The 21,774-nt window shown below is 71.2% G+C and carries 17 protein-coding genes and 1 pseudogene; 10 read left to right on the plus strand and 8 right to left on the minus strand.

Annotation, left to right across the window (positions count from 1 at the left end; all coding sequences use genetic code 11):
• Window positions 1–50 precede the first annotated feature (50 nt).
• Window positions 51–302, plus strand: a complete 252-nt coding sequence (locus AB0K18_RS39750; RefSeq protein ID WP_364925642.1) for a hypothetical protein — start codon at window positions 51–53, stop codon at window positions 300–302.
• 122 nt (window positions 303–424) lie between these two features.
• Here the strand turns inward: AB0K18_RS39750 and AB0K18_RS39755 are convergent, their stop codons facing one another.
• The 4 genes from AB0K18_RS39755 to AB0K18_RS39770 all read right to left on the minus strand — a co-directional run bounded on the left by AB0K18_RS39755 (window position 425) and on the right by AB0K18_RS39770 (window position 5,985).
• Window positions 425–1,567, minus strand: coding sequence for an extracellular solute-binding protein (locus tag AB0K18_RS39755; protein ID WP_364925644.1), 1,143 nt, complete (start codon window positions 1,565–1,567; stop codon window positions 425–427).
• A gap of 84 nt (window positions 1,568–1,651) precedes the next feature.
• Window positions 1,652–3,160 carry a CoA-acylating methylmalonate-semialdehyde dehydrogenase gene (locus AB0K18_RS39760; protein WP_364925646.1) on the minus strand — a complete coding sequence of 503 codons (1,509 nt, stop codon included), beginning with the start codon at window positions 3,158–3,160 and terminating at the stop codon, window positions 1,652–1,654.
• A complete protein-coding gene (locus tag AB0K18_RS39765; protein ID WP_364925648.1) occupies window positions 3,157–4,437 on the minus strand; it encodes an aspartate aminotransferase family protein in 1,281 nt (426 codons plus the stop codon). The genes AB0K18_RS39760 and AB0K18_RS39765 overlap by 4 nt, the downstream gene beginning before the upstream one ends.
• An 87-nt stretch (window positions 4,438–4,524) precedes the next feature.
• Window positions 4,525–5,985, minus strand: coding sequence for an MFS transporter (locus tag AB0K18_RS39770; protein ID WP_364925650.1), 1,461 nt, complete (start codon window positions 5,983–5,985; stop codon window positions 4,525–4,527).
• A 54-nt stretch (window positions 5,986–6,039) separates the two neighbouring features.
• Between AB0K18_RS39770 and AB0K18_RS39775 the strand changes: the two genes are divergently transcribed.
• The 3 genes from AB0K18_RS39775 to AB0K18_RS39785 all read left to right on the plus strand — a co-directional run bounded on the left by AB0K18_RS39775 (window position 6,040) and on the right by AB0K18_RS39785 (window position 10,060).
• Complete coding sequence (locus AB0K18_RS39775; RefSeq protein WP_364925652.1) at window positions 6,040–6,741, plus strand: TetR/AcrR family transcriptional regulator; 702 nt, start codon at window positions 6,040–6,042, stop codon at window positions 6,739–6,741.
• Between the two features lie 13 nt (window positions 6,742–6,754).
• Complete coding sequence (locus AB0K18_RS39780; protein WP_364925654.1) at window positions 6,755–8,383, plus strand: AMP-binding protein; 1,629 nt, start codon at window positions 6,755–6,757, stop codon at window positions 8,381–8,383.
• Between the two features lie 66 nt (window positions 8,384–8,449).
• Window positions 8,450–10,060: a PucR family transcriptional regulator ligand-binding domain-containing protein gene (locus AB0K18_RS39785; RefSeq protein ID WP_364925656.1), complete on the plus strand. Its 1,611-nt coding sequence runs from the start codon at window positions 8,450–8,452 to the stop codon at window positions 10,058–10,060.
• A gap of 157 nt (window positions 10,061–10,217) precedes the next feature.
• Here the strand turns inward: AB0K18_RS39785 and tnpA are convergent.
• Window positions 10,218–10,582: pseudogene (gene tnpA / locus AB0K18_RS39790) on the minus strand (IS200/IS605 family transposase).
• Window positions 10,583–10,638: 56 nt separating this feature from the next.
• On the opposite strand from tnpA, the gene AB0K18_RS39795 reads away from it, so the two are divergent.
• Window positions 10,639–11,781 (plus strand): transposase, encoded by a 1,143-nt coding sequence (locus AB0K18_RS39795; RefSeq protein WP_364925658.1) that lies wholly within the window; start codon window positions 10,639–10,641, stop codon window positions 11,779–11,781.
• Window positions 11,782–11,834: 53 nt separating this feature from the next.
• Here AB0K18_RS39795 and trpS read toward each other — a convergent pair whose 3' ends face one another.
• Window positions 11,835–12,812: a tryptophan--tRNA ligase gene (gene trpS / locus AB0K18_RS39800; RefSeq protein ID WP_364925660.1), complete on the minus strand. Its 978-nt coding sequence runs from the start codon at window positions 12,810–12,812 to the stop codon at window positions 11,835–11,837.
• Window positions 12,813–13,071: 259 nt separating this feature from the next.
• Between trpS and AB0K18_RS39805 the strand changes: the two genes are divergently transcribed.
• Window positions 13,072–14,541, plus strand: coding sequence for a phosphodiester glycosidase family protein (locus AB0K18_RS39805; RefSeq protein WP_364925662.1), 1,470 nt, complete (start codon window positions 13,072–13,074; stop codon window positions 14,539–14,541).
• Between the two features lie 208 nt (window positions 14,542–14,749).
• Here the strand turns inward: AB0K18_RS39805 and AB0K18_RS39810 are convergent, their stop codons facing one another.
• A complete protein-coding gene (locus AB0K18_RS39810; RefSeq protein ID WP_364925664.1) occupies window positions 14,750–15,442 on the minus strand; it encodes a DUF6348 family protein in 693 nt (230 codons plus the stop codon).
• Window positions 15,443–15,546: 104 nt separating this feature from the next.
• On the opposite strand from AB0K18_RS39810, the gene AB0K18_RS39815 reads away from it, so the two are divergent.
• The 3 genes from AB0K18_RS39815 to AB0K18_RS39825 are packed head-to-tail and all read left to right on the plus strand — an operon-like array spanning window position 15,547 to window position 17,865.
• A complete protein-coding gene (locus AB0K18_RS39815; protein ID WP_364925666.1) occupies window positions 15,547–16,032 on the plus strand; it encodes a MarR family transcriptional regulator in 486 nt (161 codons plus the stop codon).
• Window positions 16,029–16,925 (plus strand): alpha/beta hydrolase, encoded by an 897-nt coding sequence (locus AB0K18_RS39820; RefSeq protein ID WP_364925667.1) that lies wholly within the window; start codon window positions 16,029–16,031, stop codon window positions 16,923–16,925. The genes AB0K18_RS39815 and AB0K18_RS39820 overlap by 4 nt, the downstream gene beginning before the upstream one ends.
• Before the next feature lie 10 nt (window positions 16,926–16,935).
• Window positions 16,936–17,865 (plus strand): oxidoreductase, encoded by a 930-nt coding sequence (locus AB0K18_RS39825; RefSeq protein WP_364925669.1) that lies wholly within the window; start codon window positions 16,936–16,938, stop codon window positions 17,863–17,865.
• Between the two features lie 196 nt (window positions 17,866–18,061).
• Here AB0K18_RS39825 and fxsT read toward each other — a convergent pair whose 3' ends face one another.
• Window positions 18,062–21,064 carry an FxSxx-COOH system tetratricopeptide repeat protein gene (fxsT, locus tag AB0K18_RS39830; RefSeq protein WP_364925670.1) on the minus strand — a complete coding sequence of 1,001 codons (3,003 nt, stop codon included), beginning with the start codon at window positions 21,062–21,064 and terminating at the stop codon, window positions 18,062–18,064.
• A 97-nt stretch (window positions 21,065–21,161) separates the two neighbouring features.
• Between fxsT and AB0K18_RS39835 the strand changes: the two genes are divergently transcribed.
• Window positions 21,162–21,395 carry a hypothetical protein gene (locus tag AB0K18_RS39835; RefSeq protein ID WP_364925671.1) on the plus strand — a complete coding sequence of 78 codons (234 nt, stop codon included), beginning with the start codon at window positions 21,162–21,164 and terminating at the stop codon, window positions 21,393–21,395.
• Window positions 21,396–21,774 lie beyond the last annotated feature (379 nt).

Genomic DNA, 21,774 nt, shown 5'->3' on the forward strand with positions numbered 1-21,774 from the left:
GCTCACGGCCACGGTCAGGGTTATAACGGTTGCGACATGCGGAGAGTCCCATGGGCGGTGGGAGCGTGATGAGCTGGGGTGCGACCAGAACGGCGCAGGACATGTTGACGTTCGACCCTGAGGGCCTGACCTGGGCCCAGCGCGACGGCGACGCCTGCGTCGTCTGCCACAAGCGATGGCCGCGCCCGCGCGTGCGCGTGGGCCGCCTGCCCGACGACGGACCGGTCCTCGCGTGCGCCGACTGCGCCGAGGCCCTCGTGCCGGCGCCCATGGCCACCGTGGTGGCCTTCCCGTCCCGCTGACGCACGACGAGCGCGGCGAGACGCCCCGGGACAGAGGGGAAGGCCCGGGGCGCCTCAGAGCGAGCCCGCCCAGGGGGGAGAAGGGCGAGCCCGCGGCACATTCGGGTGGGGGCGGCCACCAGTTACTTCATGAGCTCCTGCCACCGCTTGGCCCAGGTGGCGTAGTCAGTGCATTCCCCGTCGTCCGCGCGGCAATCGCCGGGCGGCCGCACCGCGAAGTGCACCTTGCCGAGCCGCTTGTCGTCGCCCATCCCGTACGTCCGGCACATCGCCCTGGCCCGCCCCTTGCACGCCTTGCCGTTGGCGGGCGCCATGCCCGTCCAGGCGGCGGCGTCGCGCTGCGCGTCCGTCGCGGTCACCCAGTTGAGCCAGCGGTAGGCGCAGGTGGCGTCGGGGACGTTCGCGCTGAGCATCCAGGAGTCGAGCCAGCCGAGCGTGGCCCGCGTCTTCACGGTCTCAAGGGGCACCCCCGCCTTCTGCAGGAGCAGCCGGTAGTAGGGGGTGAGCTGGGCATAGTCGAGCGCGCCCGTCGCGAAGCCCTTGACGAGGTCGACGGGGTTGCGCCAGTAGGTGCGGTCCTTGTTGCGGTCGAGCAGCGCCATCGCCTTGTCGAGGTCGGCCTCGCTCAGCTCGTACGGCTCCTTCGCCCCCTCGGCCAGCGCCGCGGCGGCGATCGTCAGCGGGCTGTCCCTGAGCGCCGCCCGCGTCGAGGAGAACACCTGATCGAGGTCGCCGCCCGTGTTCCGGTCGCGGACGAACTCGTCGTACGCCCACAGGTACGGCACCCCGTACGGCTTGCCCGACACGGTGGTCATGTCGCGGAACCGCTTGTCGAGGTCGGTGTAGCCGCTCACCTTGGCCGGGTCGACCGGCTGCGCCCACTTGCGCTGGATCAGGTCGGCCGCCAGCACGGGACCGGCCGTGACGACGTCGTAGGGCCGGTCGTCCACCCGCGCGGCCAGCTCCTCCGCGGTCTGCGCGATGTCGAGCCTGGCGATGCGGCAGCCGGTCTCCTTCTCGAACGAGCCGACCCAGTTGACGCGGGAGCTGACGCCGCCGTACTCGGCGTAGCCGCGGTAGGTGAGGATCTGCAGCGTGCCGTCGAGCTGGGTGGCGCTCGGCGTGGGCGTGGGGGTCGCGCTGGGCTTGGCCGTGGGCGTCGGCTTGGGCCGCACGCCGTTAGGCCCGGGAACAGCCGCCGCCCCCATGCCCGCTACCAGCGCCGTCGCGGCGAGCGCCAGGGCATAAGTACGACGACCGTTCACGATGTCCCCCCTTGTCCGTCGTGCTGGAGCTTACCGGGGACGGGAGCGGGAGGAACGGTCGTTCCTCCCGCCCGTGAGCGCCGCTTACCCGTTCGTGGGGAAGCCCAGGTTCACGCCGCCGTGCGAGGGGTCGAGCCAGCGGGAGGTGACGACCTTGCCGCGGGTGTAGAAGTGCACGCCCTCGGTGCCGTGCACGTGGGTGTCGCCGAACAACGACGACTTCCAGCCGCCGAAGCTGTAGAACGCCATGGGCACCGGGATCGGCACGTTGATCCCGATCATGCCGACCTCGACCTCGTTCTGGAAGCGCCTGGCCGCGCCGCCGTCGTTGGTGAAGATGGCGGTGCCGTTGCCGTACAGGCCGTTGTTGATGACCTCCAGGCCCTCCTCGTACGAGGAGACGCGCACGATCGACAGCACCGGGCCGAAGATCTCGTCGGTGTGCGTGCGCGACCCGACCGGCACGTGGTCGAGCACGGTCGGCCCGAGCCAGAAGCCGGGCGTCCCGGCCGCCTTGCCGCCGCCCAGCACGGGCGTCTCGCGGCCGTCCACGACCAGCTTGGCACCCTCCTCGACGCCGAGGTCGAGGTAGGAGGCGACCTTGTCGCGGTGCGGCCCGGTGACGAGCGGCCCCATCTCGGACTTGGTGTCGTCGCCCGGGCCGACCACGAGCCTGCCGACCCGCTCGACGATCTTGCCCACCAGCTCGTCGCCGATCGGGTCCACGGCCAGCACGACGGAGATCGCCATGCACCGCTCCCCCGCCGAGCCGAACCCGGCCGAGACCGCCGAGTCGGCCACCAGGTCGAGGTCGGCGTCGGGCAGCACCAGCATGTGGTTCTTGGCGCCGCCGAGCGCCTGGACGCGCTTGCCGTGGGCGGTGCCGGTCTCGTAGACGTACTTGGCGATCGGGGTGGAGCCGACGAACGACACCGCGCGCACGTCGGGGTGCTCGAGCAGCCGGTCCACGCTCACCTTGTCGCCCTGCACGACGCTGAACACGCCGTCCGGCAGCCCCGCCTCCTGCCACAGCCGCGCCATGAGCAGCGAGGCCGACGGGTCGCGCTCCGACGGCTTCAGCACGAACGCGTTGCCGCAGGCGATCGCGACCGGGTACATCCACATCGGCACCATGGCCGGGAAGTTGAACGGCGTGATGCCGGCCACCACGCCCAGCGGCTGGCGGATCGAGTAGGAGTCGACCCGGGTCGAGACGCCCTCGGAGAAGCCGCCCTTGAGCAGGTGCGGGATCCCGCAGGCGAACTCGACGACCTCCAGGCCGCGGGCCACCTCGCCGAGCGCGTCGGAGTGCACCTTGCCGTGCTCGGCCGAGATGAGGGCGGCCAGCTCGTCGCGGTGGGCGTACATCAGCTCGCGGAAGCGGAACAGCACCTGCGTACGCTTGGTGAGCGAGGCGTCCCGCCAGGCGGGGTAGGCCGCGACGGCCGCCGCGACGGCGGCGTCCACGTCGGCGGCCGAGGCGAGCGCGACGTGGCCGCTCACCTCGCCGGTGGCCGGGTTGAAGATCTCCGCGGTACGCGCGGAGTCACCGTCGGCGAGTGCGCCGCCGATCCAGTGCTTGACGGACTTCACTGGGCCGCTGCCTCCGCGTCGATGGTCTCCAGGGCGGTCACGATGATGCCGAGCCCCTCGGTGGCCTCGTCCACGCTGAGGGTGAGCGGCGGCGCCATGCGGATGGCGGTGCCGTACAGGCCGCCCTTGCCGGCCAGCAGGCCCGCCCGCTTGGTCAGCTCCATGAAGCGGCCCGCCTGGGCGGGGCTCTCCAGCTCGACGGCGAACATCAGGCCCTTGCCGCGCACGTCCTTCACCACGGACAGGCGCTGCGCCGCGGCCTTGAGCCCGCTGATGATGATCTCCCCGGTACGGGCCGCGTTGGCCTGGAGGTCGTGGTCGAGCACGTAGTCGAGGGTGGCGTTGGCGGCGGCCATGGCGATGGGGTTGCCGCCGAAGGTGGACAGGCCCACCGCGTGCGGCGCGTCCATGAGGTCGCCGCGCGCGACGACGCCGCCCACCGCGAACCCGTTGCCGAGCCCCTTGGCGAAGGTCATCATGTCGGGCGTCACGCCGTGGTCGCCGATGCCGAAGAACGAGCCGCCGGTGCGGCCCCAGCCGGTCTGCACCTCGTCGGAGATGAACAGGATGCCCTGCTCGTCCAGCACCTCCTTGTAGGCGGCGAACAGCCCGTCGGGGGCCATCGTGAACCCGCCCACGCCCTGGATCGGCTCGGCGATGAGCGCTGCCACGTCGTTGGAGACGGAGGTGGCCAGGACGTGGCGCAGGTCGTCCACGCACGCCTTGATGTAGTCGGCGTCCGACAGGCCCTTGAACTGGGTCAGGTGCCGGTCGGCGCCGTGCAGGAAGTGCACGTTGAGCGGGGAGAGCGAGTTGTTCTTCCACGACCGGTTGGCGGTGACGCTGATCGCGCCGAAGCTGCGGCCGTGGTAGCTCTGCCGCATGGCCAGCACCTGGTCGCTCTTCCGCGCGTACGTCGCCAGCAGCAGCGCGGTCTCGTTGGCCTCGGTGCCCGAGTTGGTGAAGAACACCTTGGCGTCGGGGATGCCGGACACCCGCGCGATCTTCTCGGCCAGCTCGATCTGCCCCCGCAGCAGGTAGACCGTGCTGGTGTGGACGACGCCGGTGGCGAGCTGGCGCTCGACGGCCTCGCGCACCTCCGGCACGTCATACCCGATCATGTTGGTCAGGATCCCGGCGAAGAAGTCGAGGTAGCTCTTGCCGTCCGCGTCGATGACGCGGTTGCCCTTGCCGCTGACGATCTCGATGGGCTCGTTGTAGTTGAGTGCCAGCCAGTTGGGCAGCACTGCCCGGTGGCGCGCGAGTAGGTCCGACATGTTATCGAGTATCCCTTTCCGGTCGGGTGCCCTCCTACGTGCAACGTGTCGACGCGGCGGGAAAATGCCTTACACAGTGGAAACCCGTCACACGGGGCTGCCCTCCGGTGCGGGCGCGGGAGCGGCGGCGGGCGCCGGCGGGCGCAGCACGCTGACGGCCAGCAGCGCGGCGGCCACGCAGAAGGCGCCGCCCACCCACGAGCCGAGGTGCATGGCCGAGGTGAACGCCTCGTTGGCGACGTCGGCGAGCCCGAGCCCGTGCGCGCCGCCGATCGACTCCCTGGCGGCGGCCGGCAGATCGGCCGGCATCTCCGAGGTGTAGCGCCCGGCCAGCACGCTGCCGAGCACCGCGATGCTGAGCGCCATGCCCACCTGCTGCACGGTGTCGTTGAGCGCGGAGCCGACCCCGGCGTGATCGATGGGGATGGCGCCCATCAGCGAGGCGTACGCCGACGGCCCCGCCAGCCCGCCGCCCATGCCCATGATCACCAGGCCGGTCAGCAGCGGCAGATAGCCGGTGGTCAGCGCCATCACCACGAAGCCGCCCGCCATGAGCAGCAGCCCGGCGCCGACCAGCACCCGGTTGCTCAGTCGCCGCCCGAGCCCGGCGCCCACGCCGTTGAAGATCGCGGCGGCCACGGCGTACGGCAGCATGGCGAGCCCCGCCTGCATCTCCCCGTAGCCCAGCACGAACTGCAGGTACTGGGTCAGCATGAGCATCACGGCGCCGGCGCCGAACGACATGAGCAGAATCGAGAACGAGGCCCCGCTGAAGTTGCGGTTGGCGAACAGGTGCAGCGGCAGCATCGGCTGCTCCTGCCTGCGCTCCCAGATGACGAACGCGGCCAGCGCGAGCACCGCGAGCGCGATGATCGGAAGGTTCCACTCCCGCTCGATGATCACGTAGACGCCCGCGGTCAGGCCGACGATCGACAGCACCACGCCGACCGGGTCGATCCTGCGCGCCGGGCTGCGGCTCTCGGGCATCAGGACGACGGCGGCCACGATGGCGATCGCCGCCACCGGCACGTTCAGCAGGAAGACCGAGCCCCACCAGTAGTGCTCCAGCAGGAAGCCGCCGAGCGTGGGCCCCGACACCATGCCGACCAGGGCCACCGCGCTCCAGCCCGCCATCGCCTTGCGCCGCTCGTCGGCGTCGAAGACGGTCATCAGGATCGACAGCGTGGACGGCATCACCAGCGAGCCGCCGACGCCCATGAGGAAGCGGGCGGCGATCAGCTGCCAGGGCTCGGTGACGACCAGGGCCAGCAGGGACGCGCCGCCGAAGAACGCCAGCCCGACGATGAGGAAGCGGCGGCGGCCGTACTTGTCGGACAGGCTGCCCGCGGTCAGCAGCAGGCCGGCGAAGGCCAGCACGTACGCGTCGAGGATCCATTGGATGTCCGACGGCGTCGCGCCCAGCTCCTGGTTGAGCGACGGGATGGCCAGGTTGAGGACGGTGTTGTCGATGACCAGCACCAGCAATGCCAGGCAGAGGGCGGCCAGGATCCACCATCGGCGCGGGTCTCGTACGGTGTTCGAGTTCACTCGCACACCGTACGACACTCTCGCACAGTGTGCGAGTGGTTTTATCCTGGGGGCATGAGCAGCAAGCCGTTCTCCTCCGTCTGGGTCCGCGAGCCCCGCAAGAGCGCCGCCCCCGGCCGCAGCAGGGAGGAGATCGTCGCCGCCGCCGTCGAACTGCTCGACCAGGAGGGGCTGAGCGGCCTCAGCATGCGCAAGCTCGGCGCCAAGCTGGGCGCCGGCGCCACCAGCCTCTACTGGTACGTCGCTCACAAGGACGAGCTGCTCGAACTCGCCTACGACGAGGTGTGGGCGGAGATGACCGTGCCCGACCCCGACGAGGTGGGCTGGCGCGACGCCACGTCCGTGCTGGCCTACAGCATGCGCGAGGTGGTCCTGCGCCACCCCTGGTCGGGCGACCTGATCGGCCGCCTGCCCGCGCTCGGGCCCAACGCGATGCGGGTCGCCGACCGGATGCGCCGGATGCTCAAGGCCGCCGGGTTCAAGGGCTTCGACGTCGACTTCGCCGGCTCCACGCTCACCGCGTACGTGTTCGGCATGACGATCCCCGAGATCGCCTGGAACGCCACGATGGGCGACCGCGACTACGACGCCGACGAGATGCGCGCCACCGTCCGCAAGGCCGCCGCGGACCACCCCGAGATGCTGGAGAGCATCGACATGGACGTCTACGACGATCCCGCCGCCATCCGGGCGCTGTGTTTCGACTTCGGTCTCGTGTCGCTGCTCGACGGTCTTGAGCGGCGGCTCGCGCCGTAGCAGGATCCCGGGCATGAGCGATTTCCGTGCCGCCCGCGACTTCCTCCTCGACGCCGGCCCCGGCACCGCCAGGCGCGACTTCCGCTGGCCCAGACCGGCCGAGTTCAACTGGGCGCTCGACTGGTTCGACGGGGTGCTGGCCGCCGATACCCCCGAGGCCGTCGCTCTCAAGATCGTCGGCGAGAGCAGCGCCTCCTACACCTTCGCCGAGCTGTCGGCCCGCTCCAACCAGGTCGCCAACTGGCTGCACGAGCAGGGCGTGCGGCGGGGCGAGCGGATCCTGCTCATGCTGGGCAACCAGGCCGAGCTGTGGGAGGCGCTGCTCGCCGCGATGAAGCTGGGCGCGGTCATCATCCCCGCCACCACGCTGCTGACCGCGAAGGACGTCACCGAGCGCATCCAGCGCGGCGGGGTGTCCCACGTCATCGCGAACGCGGCCGACGCCGGCAAGTTCGGAGCCGGCGAGTACACGAAGATCGCCGTGGGCGACGCGTTCGGCTGGCTGCCCTTCCACGAGGCGTACGAGGCGGGCACGTTCTTCACCCCCGACGCGCCGACCAGGGCCGACGACACGCTGCTGCTCTACTTCACCTCCGGCACGACCTCCCAGCCGAAGCTGGTCGAGCACACCCACGCCTCCTACCCGACCGGCCACCTGTCCACGATGTTCTGGATCGGGATCAGGCCGGGCGACGTGCACCTCAACGTCTCATCGCCGGGCTGGGCCAAGCACGCCTGGAGCAACGTCTTCGCCCCCTGGAACGCCGGGGCGACCGTGCTGATCCACGACTACCGGCGCTTCTCCGCGCCCGCGCTGCTGGAGGTGCTGCGCGACGAGCGGGTGACCACGTTCTGCGCGCCGCCCACGGTGTGGCGGATGCTCATCCAGGAGGACCTCACCGCCTGGAGGCTGCCCCTGCGCACGGCCGTCGCCGCCGGCGAGCCGCTCAACCCCGAGATCATCGACCAGGTCGCCAAGGCGTGGGGCATCACGATCAGGGACGGCTACGGGCAGACCGAGACGACGGCGCAGATCGGCAACGCGCCGGGCGAGCAGGTCAGGCCGGGGTCGATGGGGCGCCCGCTGCCCGGTTACGAAGTCGTGCTGATCGACCCGGTCACCGGCGAGCAGGGGGACGACGGGGAGATCTGCCTGCCGCTGGACGACCGCCGCCCCCTCGGCCTCATGTCCGGATATGTCGGCGGATCGGGCGACGCGATGCGCGGCGGCTTCTACCACACCGGCGACGTCGCCACCCGCGACCAGGACGGCTACATCACCTACGTGGGCAGGACCGACGACGTCTTCAAGGCCTCCGACTACCGCATCTCGCCGTTCGAGCTGGAGAGCGTGCTGCTGGAGCACCCGGCCGTGGCCGAGGCCGCCGTGGTGCCCGCCCCCGACCCGGTACGCCTGGCGGTGCCGAAGGCGTACGTGCTGCTGGCTCCCGGCTTCGAACCCGGCGAGGACACCGCGAGGTCGATCTTCGAGCACTGCCGCAGGGAGCTGGCGCCGTACAAGCGGGTGCGGCGCATCGAATTCGACGACCTGCCGAAGACGATCTCCGGCAAGATTCGCCGCGTCGAGCTGCGCGTTCGCGAACCCCGCCGGGAATATCGCGAAGAGGATCTCAACCCATGACATGTCCGACAACGTGTCATTCACCCCGTGGGCGTTCTTACAGGTTGATCGGCTAGGCTCTGCCCCGTGCTCCCCACCATCGCCGACGTCCTCGCCCTGGAGACCGTGCGCCGCGGCAGCCCGCGTGTGGTCGCGGGCGCGGACCGGCTGGACACCAAGGTGCGGTGGGTGCACGTCGGCGAGATCGCCGACATCGCTCACCTCCTGCGCGGCGGGGAGCTCGTGCTCACCACGGGCGTCGCCCTGCCCGAGGACCCCGAGAAACTCGCCGACTACATCGGCGAGCTCTCCTCCGTCGGGGCGTCGGGGCTGGTCGTGGAGCTGGGCCGCAGGTTCGTCCGCGAGCTGCCGCGCGCGGTGACCAAGGCCGCCGAGGAGCACGGCCTACCGGTCATCGTGCTGACCAGGGAGACCCCGTTCGTCCAGATCACCGAATCGGTGCACTCCCGGATCATCGACATCCAGCTCGAAGAGCTGCGCGCCTCCGAGCAGCTGCACGAGGTCTTCACCGAGCTGTCGGTCGAGGGCGCGTCACCCGCCGAGGTGCTGGCGCAGGTGGCCCGGCTGTCCGGCCGGCCCGTGCTGCTGGAGAACCTCGCCCACCAGGTGCTGGCCTGCGAGTCCGCGGGGCGCGACGCGGGCGCCCTGCTCGCCGGGTGGGAGACCAGGTCGCGGGCGGTCGCGCCGGCCGAGCGCACGGCGTACGATCCGGCCTCCGGCTGGCTGGTCACCACCGTCGGGGCGCGCGGGCAGGACTGGGGGCGGCTCATCCTGCTCTGCGACAGCAAGCCGTCACCGCGCGACATGGTGCTCGCCGAGCGGGCCGCCACCACGCTCGCCCTGGGCCGCCTGCTGGAGCGCCACCAGGAGTCGCTCGAACGCCAGGCCCACGGCACCATCCTCACCGGCATACTCACCCACGCCTACGCCGACCCCGACGAGGCCGCCGCCCGTGCCCGCGCGGTGGGCGTGCCGCTCACCGGGCGGCGGCTCATCAGCGTGGTCATCCGGCCCACCGAGCACATCGACCAGGCGCTCGACGGGCAGGCGCAGCTCGGGGAGCTGGCCGAGTGCACCGCCGCCGCCTGCCGCGATGCCCGCCTGCCCGCCCTGGTGGGCGCGCTCGACCAGGAGCGCGTGGGCGTGCTGCTGCCGCTCCCCCCGCGCACCCAGGCAGAGCCCGCGCTGACCGTGCTCGCCGAGCGGCTGCGCGGCCTGTGCGGGGCCGCGTTCGTGCTGGCGGCCGGCTCGGTCGTCGAGTCCATCAAGGACGTACGCCGCAGCTTCCTCGAAGCCGAGCAGGTCGCCGAGGTGGCGGTCCGCCAGCCCGACGGCCGCGCCTACTACCGCCTGCCAGACCTGCGCCTGCGCGGCCTGCTCCACCTGCTGCGCGACGACGCGCGGCTGCAGACGTTCGCCGAGCGGGAGCTGGGCCCGCTGCTGGCCCACGACGCGCAGCGCGGCGGCGACCTGACCCGCATCCTGCGCATCTACCTCGACTGCGGGCGCAACAAGGCGGTCGCCGCCCAGAAGGCCCACCTGTCCAGGCCCGCCTTCTACGACCGGCTGCGCCGCCTTGAGCGCATCCTCGACACCGACCTCGATGACGTCGAGTCCTGCCTGTCCCTGCATGTGGCGTTACTGGCGCTGGAGTCCTTCCGCAGGGAGAACCGCTGACGCGGGCGTTCGTCAGGCGCGCGGGCGAACGCTCGTTCCCGGCGGCGTTCAGCCGAATCTGGCGTGGAACCCCGGGCGTTTACGCCTGGGAGGAAACGACGGCGCCGGGGGTCTCCAGGCCTGAGCGGTGGCGTGACGGCTGGTTCGGGTGGGCGGATCAGCCTGGCCGTGTCTGGTTCTCGATGTACTCCTTGATGATGTTCGAGGGCGCACCGCCGCAGGAGGCGGCGAAGTGCTGGGCGACCAGAAGTGCCCGCCCCACAGATGGCGCCGGGCGGAAACGCCTTTGAGTGAGGTGACCAGCGTCGAGAGCGTGACCTTGGGAGGGTGGTGGACCAGCAGGTGGACATGGTCGTGCTCGCCGTTGAACTCGACCAGGTCGGCGCCGAAGCTGTCGCATACCTCGATCATGATTTCGTCACAGCGACGCAGGAGTTCGTCGGTGAACACCCCGCGCCGGTACGTGGATGTGAAGACCGAATGGGCATGCAGCGTGGAGACGACGGTTCGCCCTGTGCGGATATCGGGGTTTGGGTTCCCATCGCGGCGACAGGGACCAAACGATAGTGTGTTCGACTGTGAAACTGGTGGTGCAGGTGAAGCTCCTGCCGACGCCGCAGCAGGCGTCGGCGCTGGAAGCCACCCTGGACGCCGTCAACCGAGCGGCGAATCTGGTCGCGGCACTGGCGTTCCAGCACCGCTGTTTCCGCACCTTCGACCTGCGCAAGCACACCTACGACCGGGTCAAGGCCGAGTTCGGGCTGGCCGCCCAGGCCGCCCAGCATGTGATCAAGAAGGTGTGCGACGCCTATCGCACCCTGCACGCCAACCTGGCCGCCGGGAACCTGGGCAGGCTGGGCTCATCACGCCGGGCCGGCATCGAGGCCCGGCCGATCTCTTTCCGATCGTCGGCGGCGCAGCCGTATGACGATCGGTGCCTGTCCTGGCAGCATGATGCGCGGACGGTGTCGATCTGGACGACCGCCGGGCGGCTGAAAGGGGTGGCCTTCACCGGCTCGGCGCGGCAACTGGCGCTGCTGGCCGCCCATCGACGCGGTGAGTCGGATCTGGTCTGCCGGGATGGGATGTGGTTCTTGCATGCCACGGTCGAGGTGGCCGAGCAGCCGCTGTCGGAACCGGACGGCTTCGTCGGGGTGGATCTGGGTATCGCCAACATCGCCACCACCTCCGATGGGGTCCGTCATTGCGGCAAGGGACTGAACGCGGTCCGCCACCGTCATCGCCGGCTTCGCCGCCGCCTGCAGGCCAGGCGGACCAAATCCGCCAAGCGGCTGCTGAAACGGCGGCGTCGTCGAGAGGCGCGGTTCGCCGCGCAGGTCAACCACGTCATCGCCAAAAGCATCGTGACCGAGGCAGAACGCACCGGGCGCGGGATCGCTCTGGAGGATCTCCAGGGCATCCGCAAGCGGGTACGGCTTCGCAAGCCCCAGCGGGTCACGCTGCACTCCTGGAGTTTCCATCAGCTCGGAGCTTTCATCGCCTACAAGGCGGTCCGGGCAGGAGTGGCGGTGATCGCCGTGGATGCGGCCCATACCTCACAGCAGTGCTCGCACTGCGGGCATGTGGACAAGCGCAACCGGCCTGACCAGGCCACCTTCTCGTGTACGTCGTGCGGTTTCGCTGAGCACGCCGACGTCAACGCAGCCCGGAACATCGCCTCACGCGGTGCGACGGGCTGGGCAGTGAGTCACGCTGCCTGACGCGGACCGGACCGTCGAAGCCATCGACGGCGAGGAGCTGCAAGCTCGGTCGTTCACGACCGAGAAGCTGACAAGCCTATGGCCTGCTGCACCTCCTCCAGCGTCAGCACCGCCCGCTCGCGCGCCCGCACGTTCCCCTCGGCCAGGATCCGGCGCACGTCGCCCTCGCCCAGCTCGGCCCGCCGCTTCCTGATCGGCCGCAGGAACTCGTTGACCGCCTCCGTCGTCACCCGCTTGAGCGTCGCCGCGCCGCCGTCGCCGATCTCCTCGGCCAGCTCGCGCGGCGACCGGCCGAGGCACAGCCCGGCCAGCGTGAGCAGGTTGGCCACCTCGGGGCGGCGCTCCTCGTCGAAGGTGATGTGCCGCTCGGCATCGGTGCGGGCCTTCCTGATGAGGGCGGCGGTCTCGTCCTCGGTGGCCGACAGGGCGATGGCGTTGCCCCTGCTCTTGCTCATCTTGCCGCCGTCGAGTCCCTTGAGCAGCGGCTGCTCCCCCATCATGGCCTCGGGCAGCGGGAACACCGGGCCGTAACGCTCGTTGAAGCGCCGCGCCACCAGCCGCGTCACCTCCACGTGCGGCAACTGGTCCTTGCCCACCGGCACCAGCGTGCCCTTGCAGAACAGGATGTCGGCCGCCTGGTGCACCGGATAGGTGAACATCAGCCCGCTCACCGCCCGCTGCGAGCTGTGCGCGATCTCGTCCTTCACCGTGGGGTTGCGCCGCAGCTCCGCCACCGACACGAGGCTCAGGAAGGGCAGCAGGAGCTGGTTCAGCTCGGGGATCGCGCTGTGCTGGAAGATCACGGCCCGCGCCGGGTCGATGCCGACCGCGAGGTAGTCGAGCACGAGGTCCGTGGTGTTACGCCGGATCTCGCCCGGCGTGTCGCGGTCGGTGATCACTTGGTAGTCGGCGACCAGCACGTACATCGGATATCGGCCCTGCAGCTCGACCCGGTTGGCCAGGGAGCCGAAGTAGTGGCCGAGATGCAGCGGCCCGGTCGGGCGGTCACCGGTCAGGACGACGTCGTTCATGGGATCTCTCCTGGGTCTCGTGCCGCCCCGGAGAGGACCTCGCATGATGTGAAGGGCCGTCTCTGGGACGGCCCCCGCATGGGCGAATCAGCGGCCGTCTGCCGGCCGCCACCACATGCGGATACAAGTCATATACGCATGGTACTGGAGGGCGATGTCAATCTCGTAACCTCTTTACCCAGTTGGCGCGTTCTCCTGCCCCGGGGTCCTTGATCTCGCCACTATGGTGCGGTCCCTTGCACCGCCCTATGGAGAGTTCATGTCTCGACGCACGATCGCCGGCGGCCTGGCCATAGCCGCGGCGCTCGCCCTCACGGCGCTGCCCGCGACCGCGGAACAGCGCACGGTACGGTTCCCGTCGGCGAAGTTCCCGCTGGGCGCGCGACCCGTGCCGACCAAGACGATGACCACCGTCACGCAGGGCATCGACCTGTACGACGTGCAGGCGGGCTCCGCCACCGACGGCTACACGCTGACCGTCTTGATGCCCAGCGGCCGCGACTACGGGATGCAGCACACCGCAGAGGCCAAGGCCGCCGAAGTGGAGGCCGCCGGCGAGACGCCCAGCGTCCAGAAGGTGGTCAGGCCGGGCGTCGCCGACGCTCCCTCGCAGACCGTCTACATGGTCCGCGTCGGCATGTGGCCGCTGAAGGACAAGAAGAAGGCCGAGAAGGCCGCCAAGAAGCTGAAGGAAGCGGGCCTGAAGGTCAAGGTCGACTATCTCGGCGACGACGGGCTCAAGACCACCGGCCCGTGGAGCGCCAAGGTCGTCATGGTCGACTCGCGGGTGTTCCGCGGCTCGTACGCCGCCTCCCTCGGCCGCAGCGTGGCCAAGCGCGAGACCGTCTCCTCGATGGTGAAGGCGGGCAAGGCGCTGGTCGGCGTCAACGGCGGCTTCTTCAACATCCACACCTCCAAGGCGCTGCGCGGTGAGCCGGTCGGCGCCTCCGTGGTCGGTGGCCGGCTGCTGAGCGAGGCCGTGCCCGGGCGCTCCGCCGTCGTGCTCAAGGGCCGTACAGCGAAGATCACCGAGCTGAGGACCGACGTCACCGCCGTCTCCCAGGACGGCACCAAGGTCGAGGTCAACGGCGTCAACCGGGCCGCCACCACCGACGAGCTGGTCCTCTACACCGAGGAGTGGGGCGCCAAGACCCCCTCCGGCGGCACCGACGCCGTCCTCGACGCCAACGGCAAGGTCGTCGGCCTGCGCGCGTCCGGCGCCGCCGTCGCCGCCGGGATGCGCGTGCTGCACGGCAACGGCCTGGCCGCCGACTGGATCAACGAGCACGCCTGGCAGGGCTGGACCGTCAAGATCGTGACGAAGGTCGTGGACCTGCGTACCAAGCGGGCGCTCAAGCTCGCCCCCGACCTGCACGTCATCTCCGGCGGCGTGGGGCTGGTCCGCAACGGCAAGGTGAAGATCACCGCCAAGCGGGACGGGCACGACTCGATCAACATGATCCTCCGCCGCCACCCCCGCACCCTCCTCGGCACGACCCGCAACGGCAGCCTCATCCTGGCCACCATCGACGGCCGCCGCCCCGGCGAGACCGTCGGCGCGAACTTCGTGGAGGCCGCCCAGTTCATGCGCTGGCTGGGCGCCACCCAGGCGATCAACCTGGACGGCGGCGGCTCCACGGCCATGGTGGTCGGCAAGAAGGTCGTCAACCGCCCCTCGGACGGCGCGGAGCGCACAGTGGGCGATGCCCTCCTGGTCCTCCCCAAGTAGCTTTCCGAAGCACCCAAGGGCCCCGCACCACCACGTGCGGGCCCTCACCCCCCACGCAGAGGGACCCACACCACCCGATGCGAGTCCCTCACCCCACACAAACACAGAGGGACCCGCACCACCACGTATGGATCCCTCACCCCACACACAAAGGGACCCGCACCACCACGTGCGAGTCCCTTTTGGGCGTCCGGGTCGTCGCCTTTGGTCAGTCCTCGTCCTGGTGGACGAGGAGGACGAAGGTGCGGGCGTAGGAGAAGCCGCGCTCCGGGCGCGGCCAGCCGAGCTCGGCCAGCGCCTCCGAGGCCGCGTCGTGGCAGACGCCGCCGACGCGGACCTCCGCGACCTCCGAGCCCTGGCCGCCGCCGAAGAACAGCTTGACCCCCACCAGCTGCTCGCGATCGAACGCGCCCTTCAGCGAAGACGCCAGGGGAGGCAGCAGGGCGTGCTGCACGGCCCACCGCTGGACGGCGTCGTGCTCGTCACCCACGCCCCAGCCGTTGATGCCGCCGTGAATGGCATGCCAGCCGGGCAGCCCGTCGGGGTCGCCGGGGGCGAAGTGGGCGGCGTGGGAGCCGTCCTGCACGAGGAGTTCGAGCAAGGCGCTGCCGGTCGTGTCCAGCCACATCCGTACGGCCTGGGCGGCGACCTGCTCGGGGGTGGAGCCGTATCCGGTCACGCAGTCGGAGATCGTGGTCTCGTGCGGCCGGTCGACGTTGAGCACGAAGTCGAGGTCAAGGTGGGAGGGGCGGCCGGTGTGGTCGGCACCGAGCACGACCGCGAGGGTGCCGGGCCCCTTGGCCATGCCGTCACGCACCTCCCAGGGCGCGCCCATGGCTGCGCCGAGCTGGTCGGCGACCATGCCGAGCAGCACATCGTCCGCCGGTCGTCCACCGTCCATGCGCTGTCCCTCCTGCCGTGTCCGCCTGATCGGCAGCCAGGCTAGCGGACGTGACAATCTTTCTGTCATTGCAGTAATGACTGCAATGACCGTAATATGGCGGCATGGACGACGCCCCCACCGACGCCGAGCTGGACTTCGTCGACGACGTCGCGAGCTTCTTCGCCAAGGAGGGCATGCCGCTGATCGCCGGCCGCGTGATCGGCTGGCTGCTCATCAGCGACCCGCCCGAGCAGAGCGCCGCCCGGCTCTCCGAGGTGCTGGGCGTCAGCCGCAGCTCGATCAGCAGCGCGACCAGGCTCCTGACACCCAGCGGACTGGTCGAGGGCGTGCGGCGCAGGGGCGAGCGGCAGGAGTACTTCCGCATCGCGCCCGACGGGTGGAGCCGCATGCTGGCCGCCCGCTACGCCAAGACGGCCGCCTTCCGCGAGATCACCGAGGCCGGCCTGCGCGTGCTGGCCGGCGGCTCGCCCGAGCGCCGCAGGCGCCTGGACAACGTCAACGAGCTCTACCGCTTCCTGGAGAGCGAGCTGCCGGCGCTGTGGCAGCGCTGGGAAGCTCACCGCGCCGCGAACGGGGGCGGCGGATGAGCGAGCCGCGCGGCACGTACCTGACCTTCCCCGAGGGCCGCCTGCACGTCCACGTCGCGGGCGACCCCGAGGCGCCGCCGGTGGTGCTGCTCAGCGGCGCCGGCGTCGACAACGCGCTGCTGAGCTGGCGACGTCTCATCCCCGTCCTCGCGCCGGACCACTTCGTCCTCGCGCCCGACTGGCCGAAGCAGGGCAAGAGCCGCCCGTGGCAGGGCCGGGCCACCCACGAGCGCATGCTGCGCTGCGTCACCGACGTACTCGATCACTTCGGCCTCGGCTCGGCCGCCCTGGTCGGCCTGTCGCAGGGCGGCGCGCTCGCGCTCGCCACCGCCATCGAGCATCCGCGCCGCGTGGACCGGCTAGTGGCGCTCGCCCCGGCCGGCATCCTGGCGTTCCCGCCCGTCGTGCACCAGCTCCTCTGGCTCACCGCCAAGCTGCCGCTGCTCAACAGGACGCTGCCGGGCGCGCTGCTCAGGACGCGCGCGCAGGTGGCGTCGTTCGCCCGCCGGGCGCTGTTCGCGGGGCCTGTCCCGGACTTCGACGAGATCGTGGACGAGATCCTCGACGAGGTACGGGCGGGCGGCGCGGGCTCGTCCGACTGGCAGAACGGCTCCATCGGTCCCCTCCGCATGCGCGTCGACCTGCGCCCGCGCCTGCCCGAGATCACCTGCCCCGTCCTGCTCGTCCAGGGCGACAAGGACATCGGCGTGCCCCAGGCCCGTACGAGAGCCGCCGCCGCACTCATCCCCGGCGCCCGCTTCGAGCTGCTGGAAGGCGTCGGCCACTGGTCGAACCGGCAGTGCCCTGAGCGGGTGAACGCGCTCGTCTCGGCGTTCCTCGCCCCGGACGCCGAGCGTGCGACGAGCATGGACGACGTTGATCCTTTGGGCTAGTTTGCCCGGCATGAGGCTTCGTTGCGCATGGTGCGCGCTGTCGGCGGCTCTCGTCCTGGCCGCCCCGCTGCTCGTCCCGCTGCTCGTCTCGCCGCCCGCCCAGGCAGGCCCGCCCCGGCTCGGCTGGGAGCTCAAGGAGACCGGGGTGACCGCGCGCCTGCGCGGCCTGGCTCCCATCAGCAGGGACGTGGTGTGGGCCTCCGGCTCGGAGGGCGTCGTGCTGCGCACCGTGAACGGCGGCCGTACCTGGCGGAACGTCTCCCCGCCCGGCACCGAGGCGCTGCAGTTCCGCGACATCGAGGCGTTCGACGCGGACCGGGCCGTGGCGCTGTCCATCGGCGAGGGCACCGACTCGCGCGTCTACCGCACCGAGGACGGCGGGCGCACCTGGACGGAGACGTACCGGAACGACGAGCCGCGCGCCTTCTACGACTGCCTCGCCTTCTTCGACCGGCGGCACGGCCTCGCGATGAGCGACCCCGTGGACGGCCGCTTCCGCATCCTCGCCACCGACGACGGCGGGCGGAGCTGGCAGGTCCTGTCCCCGGACGGCATGCCGCCGGCGCTGCCCGGCGAGGCGGGGTTCGCGGCGAGCGGGCAGTGCCTGACCGTGGCCGGCGCGCGGGACGTCTGGCTGGCCACCGGCGGAGCCGACCGCTCCCGCGTGTTCCACTCGGCCGACCGTGGCCGTACGTGGACGGTCGCCGACACCCCGATCCCGGCCGCCGACCCGGCACGCGGCGTCTTCGCCCTGGCCTTCCGCGACCGGCACCGGGGCATCGCGGTCGGCGGCGACTACCGCCCGGAAGAGGCGTCACCCCACGCCGCCGCGATCACCCGGGACGGCGGCGCCTCCTGGCAGCCCGCCACCACGCCCCCACCCGCCTACCGATCGGGCGTCGCCTGGCTGCCCCCCTGCCCTTCGCCGCCATCGCCGTAGGCCCGTCCGGCAGCGACGTCTCCTGGTCGGCCGGCCGGACCTGGCAGACCTTCGACACCGGCTCGTTCGACACGGTGAGCTGCACCCGCGACCTGGCCTGCTGGGCCTCCGGCGAATCCGGCCGCATCGCCCGCCTGACGCTGCGATGAGCAGCCCCGCCACCTAACCTGTTCGGCGCTGAGACGGCGAGGCGGCGCTAGGCCCGTTCCGTCCAATAGGCGAGCTGCTCCCTCGTCGACCGCGTCACCGGATGGCCGGGGCCGAGCACGCGTTCCCTGACCGGGAGCAGCGCCGCGTACCGATCCCTGGCGCCCGCCGCGTCCCCCGCCTGCCCGGTCCAATAGGCCAGGTTGGCGCGGACGGTCAGCGTGTCGGGGTGCTCGGGCCCGGAGGCTCGTTCGCGCAGCGGGAGCAGCGCGAGGTAGGCGTCCCTTGCCGCCGCCGGGTCGCCCAGCTCGCCGGTCCACCGGGCCAGCTCGTGCCGGACGGTCAGCGTGTCGGGATGTTCGGGGCCGAGCACCCGCTCGCAGATCGGCAGCAACGCCGCATACAGGTCGCGCGCCGCCTCCGCGTCCCCCGCCTGCCCCGTCCAGTACGCCAGGTTGTGCCACGTCGTCAGGGCGTCAGGATGGTGAGCGCCGAGCACCCGTTCCCTCACCGGCAGAAGGGCCGCACACAGGGCCCGCGCGGTCTCCGGGTCGCCCGCCTGCCCGGTCCAGAAGGCCAGGTTGTGCCGGGTCGTCAGCGTGTCGGGGTGTTCGGCGCCGAAGGCGTGCTCGTGGCGTACCAGCAGCGCCGCGTACTGGTCGCGGGCCGAGACCGCGTCGCCCAGCTCGCCCGTCCAGCGGGCCAGCTCGTGCCGGGTGAGCAGGGTGGCGGGGTGCTGGGGGCCGAGCACGCGTTCCCTGACGGGCAGCAGCGCCGCGCAGTGGTCGCGGGCCTGCGCCGGGTCGCCCGCCTCGCCGGTCCACAACGCCAGGTTCGCCCAGGCGGCCAGCGTGTCGGGGTGGTCGCGCCCCTGGACGCGTTCGCGCATGGGCAGCAGCGCCGCGTACATGTCCCTGGCCGCCGCCGCGTCCCCCAGCTCACCTGTCCACCTCGCCAGCTCATGCCGGATGGTCAGCGCGTCGGGATGGTCGGCGCCGGACACCCGCTCCCGTACGACGAGCAGCGCCGCGTACATGTCCCTGGCCGCCACCGCATCGCCCAGCTCACCCGTCCACCGCGCCAGCTCGTGCCGGGTGATCAGCGTGGCCGGATGCTCGGCTCCCTGCACCCGTTCGCGAACCGGCAGCAACGCCGCATACCGGTCGCGCGCCGCCGCCGGGTCACCCGCCTCGCCGGTCCACAACGCCAGGTTCGCCCGAGCCGCGAGCGTGTCGGGGTGCTCGGCGCCCTGCACCCGCTCCCGGATCGGCACGAGTTCGGCGTACATGTCCCTGGCCGCCGCCGCGTCCCCCAGCTCACCCGTCCACCGCGCCAGCTCGTGCCGGATGGTCAGCGTGTCGGGATGCTCCGCTCCCTGCACCCGTTCCCCGATCGGCAGCAGCTTCGCGTACTGCCACCGCGCCGACGCCGCGTCCCCCAGCTCACCGGTCCACCGTGCCAGCTCGTGCCGGATGGCCAGCGTGTCCGGATGCGTGGCCCCGAGCTCCAGCACCCGCAGCGGCAGCAGTTCCGCGTACATGTCCCTGGCCGCCGCCGCGTCCCCCAGCTCACCCGTCCACCGCGCCAGCTCGTGCCGGGCGGTCAGCGTGGACGGATGCTCAGGCCCCAGCCGGGCCGCGAGCGCCGCGCAGATCTCCTCATACAGCGCCCGCGCCGTCCGGTAGTCGCCGCTCGCCCCCAGGTACTGCGCCGTCTTGTCCATGCCGGCCGACACCGGCGTGAGCACCGTCAGGATGTGCGGCAGCAGCTCGGCGTACCGGGGCCAGGCGGCGGCGTCGAGCGGGTCCGCCGGCAGCACCGACTCCAGGAGCACGACCGCGACGTCCCGCCACCGCTGCTGCTCGGGCGGCGGGAGCTGGTCGAGGGTGACGGCCTGCACCAGCCGGTGCACCGAGACCAGGCCGTCCGCGGGATGGCTGATCAGGCTGTGCCCGCGCAGCGCGCTCACCGCCGCGTTCACCGCCAGCGGGTCGCGCGGCAGCTCCTGGAGCACCATCACCGCACTCAGCCAGGGCCGCACCTCACGTACCCGCCGCAGCCGCGCGCTCGGCAGCCGTCCGTACGCCCGCTGCCTGCGCAGGTCCGCCGCCAGCACCTCACGCGGCGCCCGCCCTTCGAGCGGCGACAGCAGCAGCTGGTACGGAATCGGCTCGTGCGAGCAGCACGCCAGCACCCGCAGCAGCGCGATCGCCTCCGGGCTGGTGCGCTCCAGGTTGCTGAACGACAGCTGCCACGTCGTCGTGACCCGCTCCCGATGCCCCCACGGCTGCCCCTGATCCAGCAGCTCGGCCCGCTGGTCGTGCAGCAGCTCCAGGTACTCGGCCGGCCGCAGCCCCGTCTCCGCCATGAACGCCGCCGCCTGCTCCAGTGCCAGCGGCAACGCGCCCAGCTCCGCCACCACCGCCGCGGCGGTCACCGCGTCCTCCTGCCCCGACCTCGCCAGCACCAGCTCCGCCCCCGGGTCCGGGTCCAGCACCGGCACCTCCAGCCCCTGCTCCGGCGGCCAGCTCCCCGACCTGCTGGTGACCACCACATGCCCGGGCCCCGCCGGCGGCAGATACCGCCGCACCGTCCCGGCATCCGGCGCGTTGTCGAAAATCAGCAGCCAGGATTCCGTACGCGCGGCCAGCGCCGCATGCACCTGATCCACCGGATCGGCCGCGTCGGCCGTCTCCCGCAACCCCAGCAACGCCGCCAACCGCGCAAAAGCCGCCGACAACACCGCAGAATCGTGCGCCGGCAGTTGCCAGACGAGCTGATAGTCACTCTGATACCGATGGGCGTACTCAACGGCCACACTCGTCTTCCCCACACCACCGAGCCCGTGCAACGCCACCACACTCGGCCGCCCAGGCCCCCGCCGCAACCGCTCCCTGACCTCGCCGATCACCTCCTCTCTGCCCAGCAGCAGCGGCGGCCGCGGCGCAAGCTGAACCGGCCGCGTCGGCACCTGCGCCCGCGACTCCAGCCGCACGTCCCCGGCCACATCCACCCGCCCCACATTGACGGCCGTCGCCCCATCACCCGTCATGGCCACTCCCGGATTCCCCTCTCCAACGGATATGGAACGCTCCAATTGCCCTGCTTCGCCACCGTCTCCCGCACGCGGCGGCACCACCGGCGTCCGTATGACCATCACCGTCACCACCACCAATCCCACACCCCCGACAGCGATGCTGATCAAGCTGTCCGCCTCATCCAGCACAGCGAGCACCGACCCCGGCACCCCGAACATCTCAGCGACGATGTCCACAACCCCCGCCAGCACCAGCGTGCACGCAACCGGCGCAACCGTCCACGCAAGGACCCGCAATCGCCGGCGCCGCCGTCTCACCTGCACCGACGCCTGCCCTGAAGTATGAGAACCCGTCACACTCCCAGAGTGACCCGCCCACCACCCCACCGCCACCAGAACTTCACCATGCCCGAAAAGCCCCCAGCTCCCACGCTCTAATCCCGCCCAGCAAGATCGCCTGAATGCAACGAAAGAGCACAAGTCACCCCAGAACCCCCGACCTCAACCTTCCAAGCCTGGGAACACTCCGAAAAGACCCTCGGCCATGCGAAGACGACCCGATGACCCCGGCCATGCGGGAAAAAGGGGTCCGGACATGCGGAAAGGGCCCCAACACCAGAACCTGGCGTCGAGACCCTTCCCTTGAAAGATTGTGCGGCGGTGACCTACTCTCCCACACCCTCCCGAGTGCAGTACCATCGGCGCAGGGAAGCTTAACTTCCGGG

This window comes from Nonomuraea sp. NPDC049421 (assembly GCF_040677005.1).
Lineage (GTDB): Bacteria > Actinomycetota > Actinomycetes > Streptosporangiales > Streptosporangiaceae > Nonomuraea > Nonomuraea salmonea.

Bases quoted from the DNA above. Each gene is read 5' to 3' on its own strand.
- AB0K18_RS39835 (WP_364925671.1), top strand. From the start codon at position 21,162: ATGACCATCACCGTCACCACCACCAATCCCACACCCCCGACAGCGATG.
- AB0K18_RS39815 (WP_364925666.1), top strand. From the start codon at position 15,547: ATGGACGACGCCCCCACCGACGCCGAGCTGGACTTCGTCGACGACGTC.
- AB0K18_RS39810 (WP_364925664.1), bottom strand. From the start codon at position 15,442: ATGGACGGTGGACGACCGGCGGACGATGTGCTGCTCGGCATGGTCGCC.
- AB0K18_RS39780 (WP_364925654.1), top strand. From the start codon at position 6,755: ATGAGCGATTTCCGTGCCGCCCGCGACTTCCTCCTCGACGCCGGCCCC.
- AB0K18_RS39775 (WP_364925652.1), top strand. From the start codon at position 6,040: ATGAGCAGCAAGCCGTTCTCCTCCGTCTGGGTCCGCGAGCCCCGCAAG.
- AB0K18_RS39750 (WP_364925642.1), top strand. From the start codon at position 51: ATGGGCGGTGGGAGCGTGATGAGCTGGGGTGCGACCAGAACGGCGCAG.
- trpS (WP_364925660.1), bottom strand. From the start codon at position 12,812: ATGAACGACGTCGTCCTGACCGGTGACCGCCCGACCGGGCCGCTGCAT.
- AB0K18_RS39825 (WP_364925669.1), top strand. From the start codon at position 16,936: ATGAGGCTTCGTTGCGCATGGTGCGCGCTGTCGGCGGCTCTCGTCCTG.
- AB0K18_RS39820 (WP_364925667.1), top strand. From the start codon at position 16,029: ATGAGCGAGCCGCGCGGCACGTACCTGACCTTCCCCGAGGGCCGCCTG.
- AB0K18_RS39805 (WP_364925662.1), top strand. From the start codon at position 13,072: ATGTCTCGACGCACGATCGCCGGCGGCCTGGCCATAGCCGCGGCGCTC.
- fxsT (WP_364925670.1), bottom strand. From the start codon at position 21,064: ATGACGGGTGATGGGGCGACGGCCGTCAATGTGGGGCGGGTGGATGTG.
- AB0K18_RS39765 (WP_364925648.1), bottom strand. From the start codon at position 4,437: ATGTCGGACCTACTCGCGCGCCACCGGGCAGTGCTGCCCAACTGGCTG.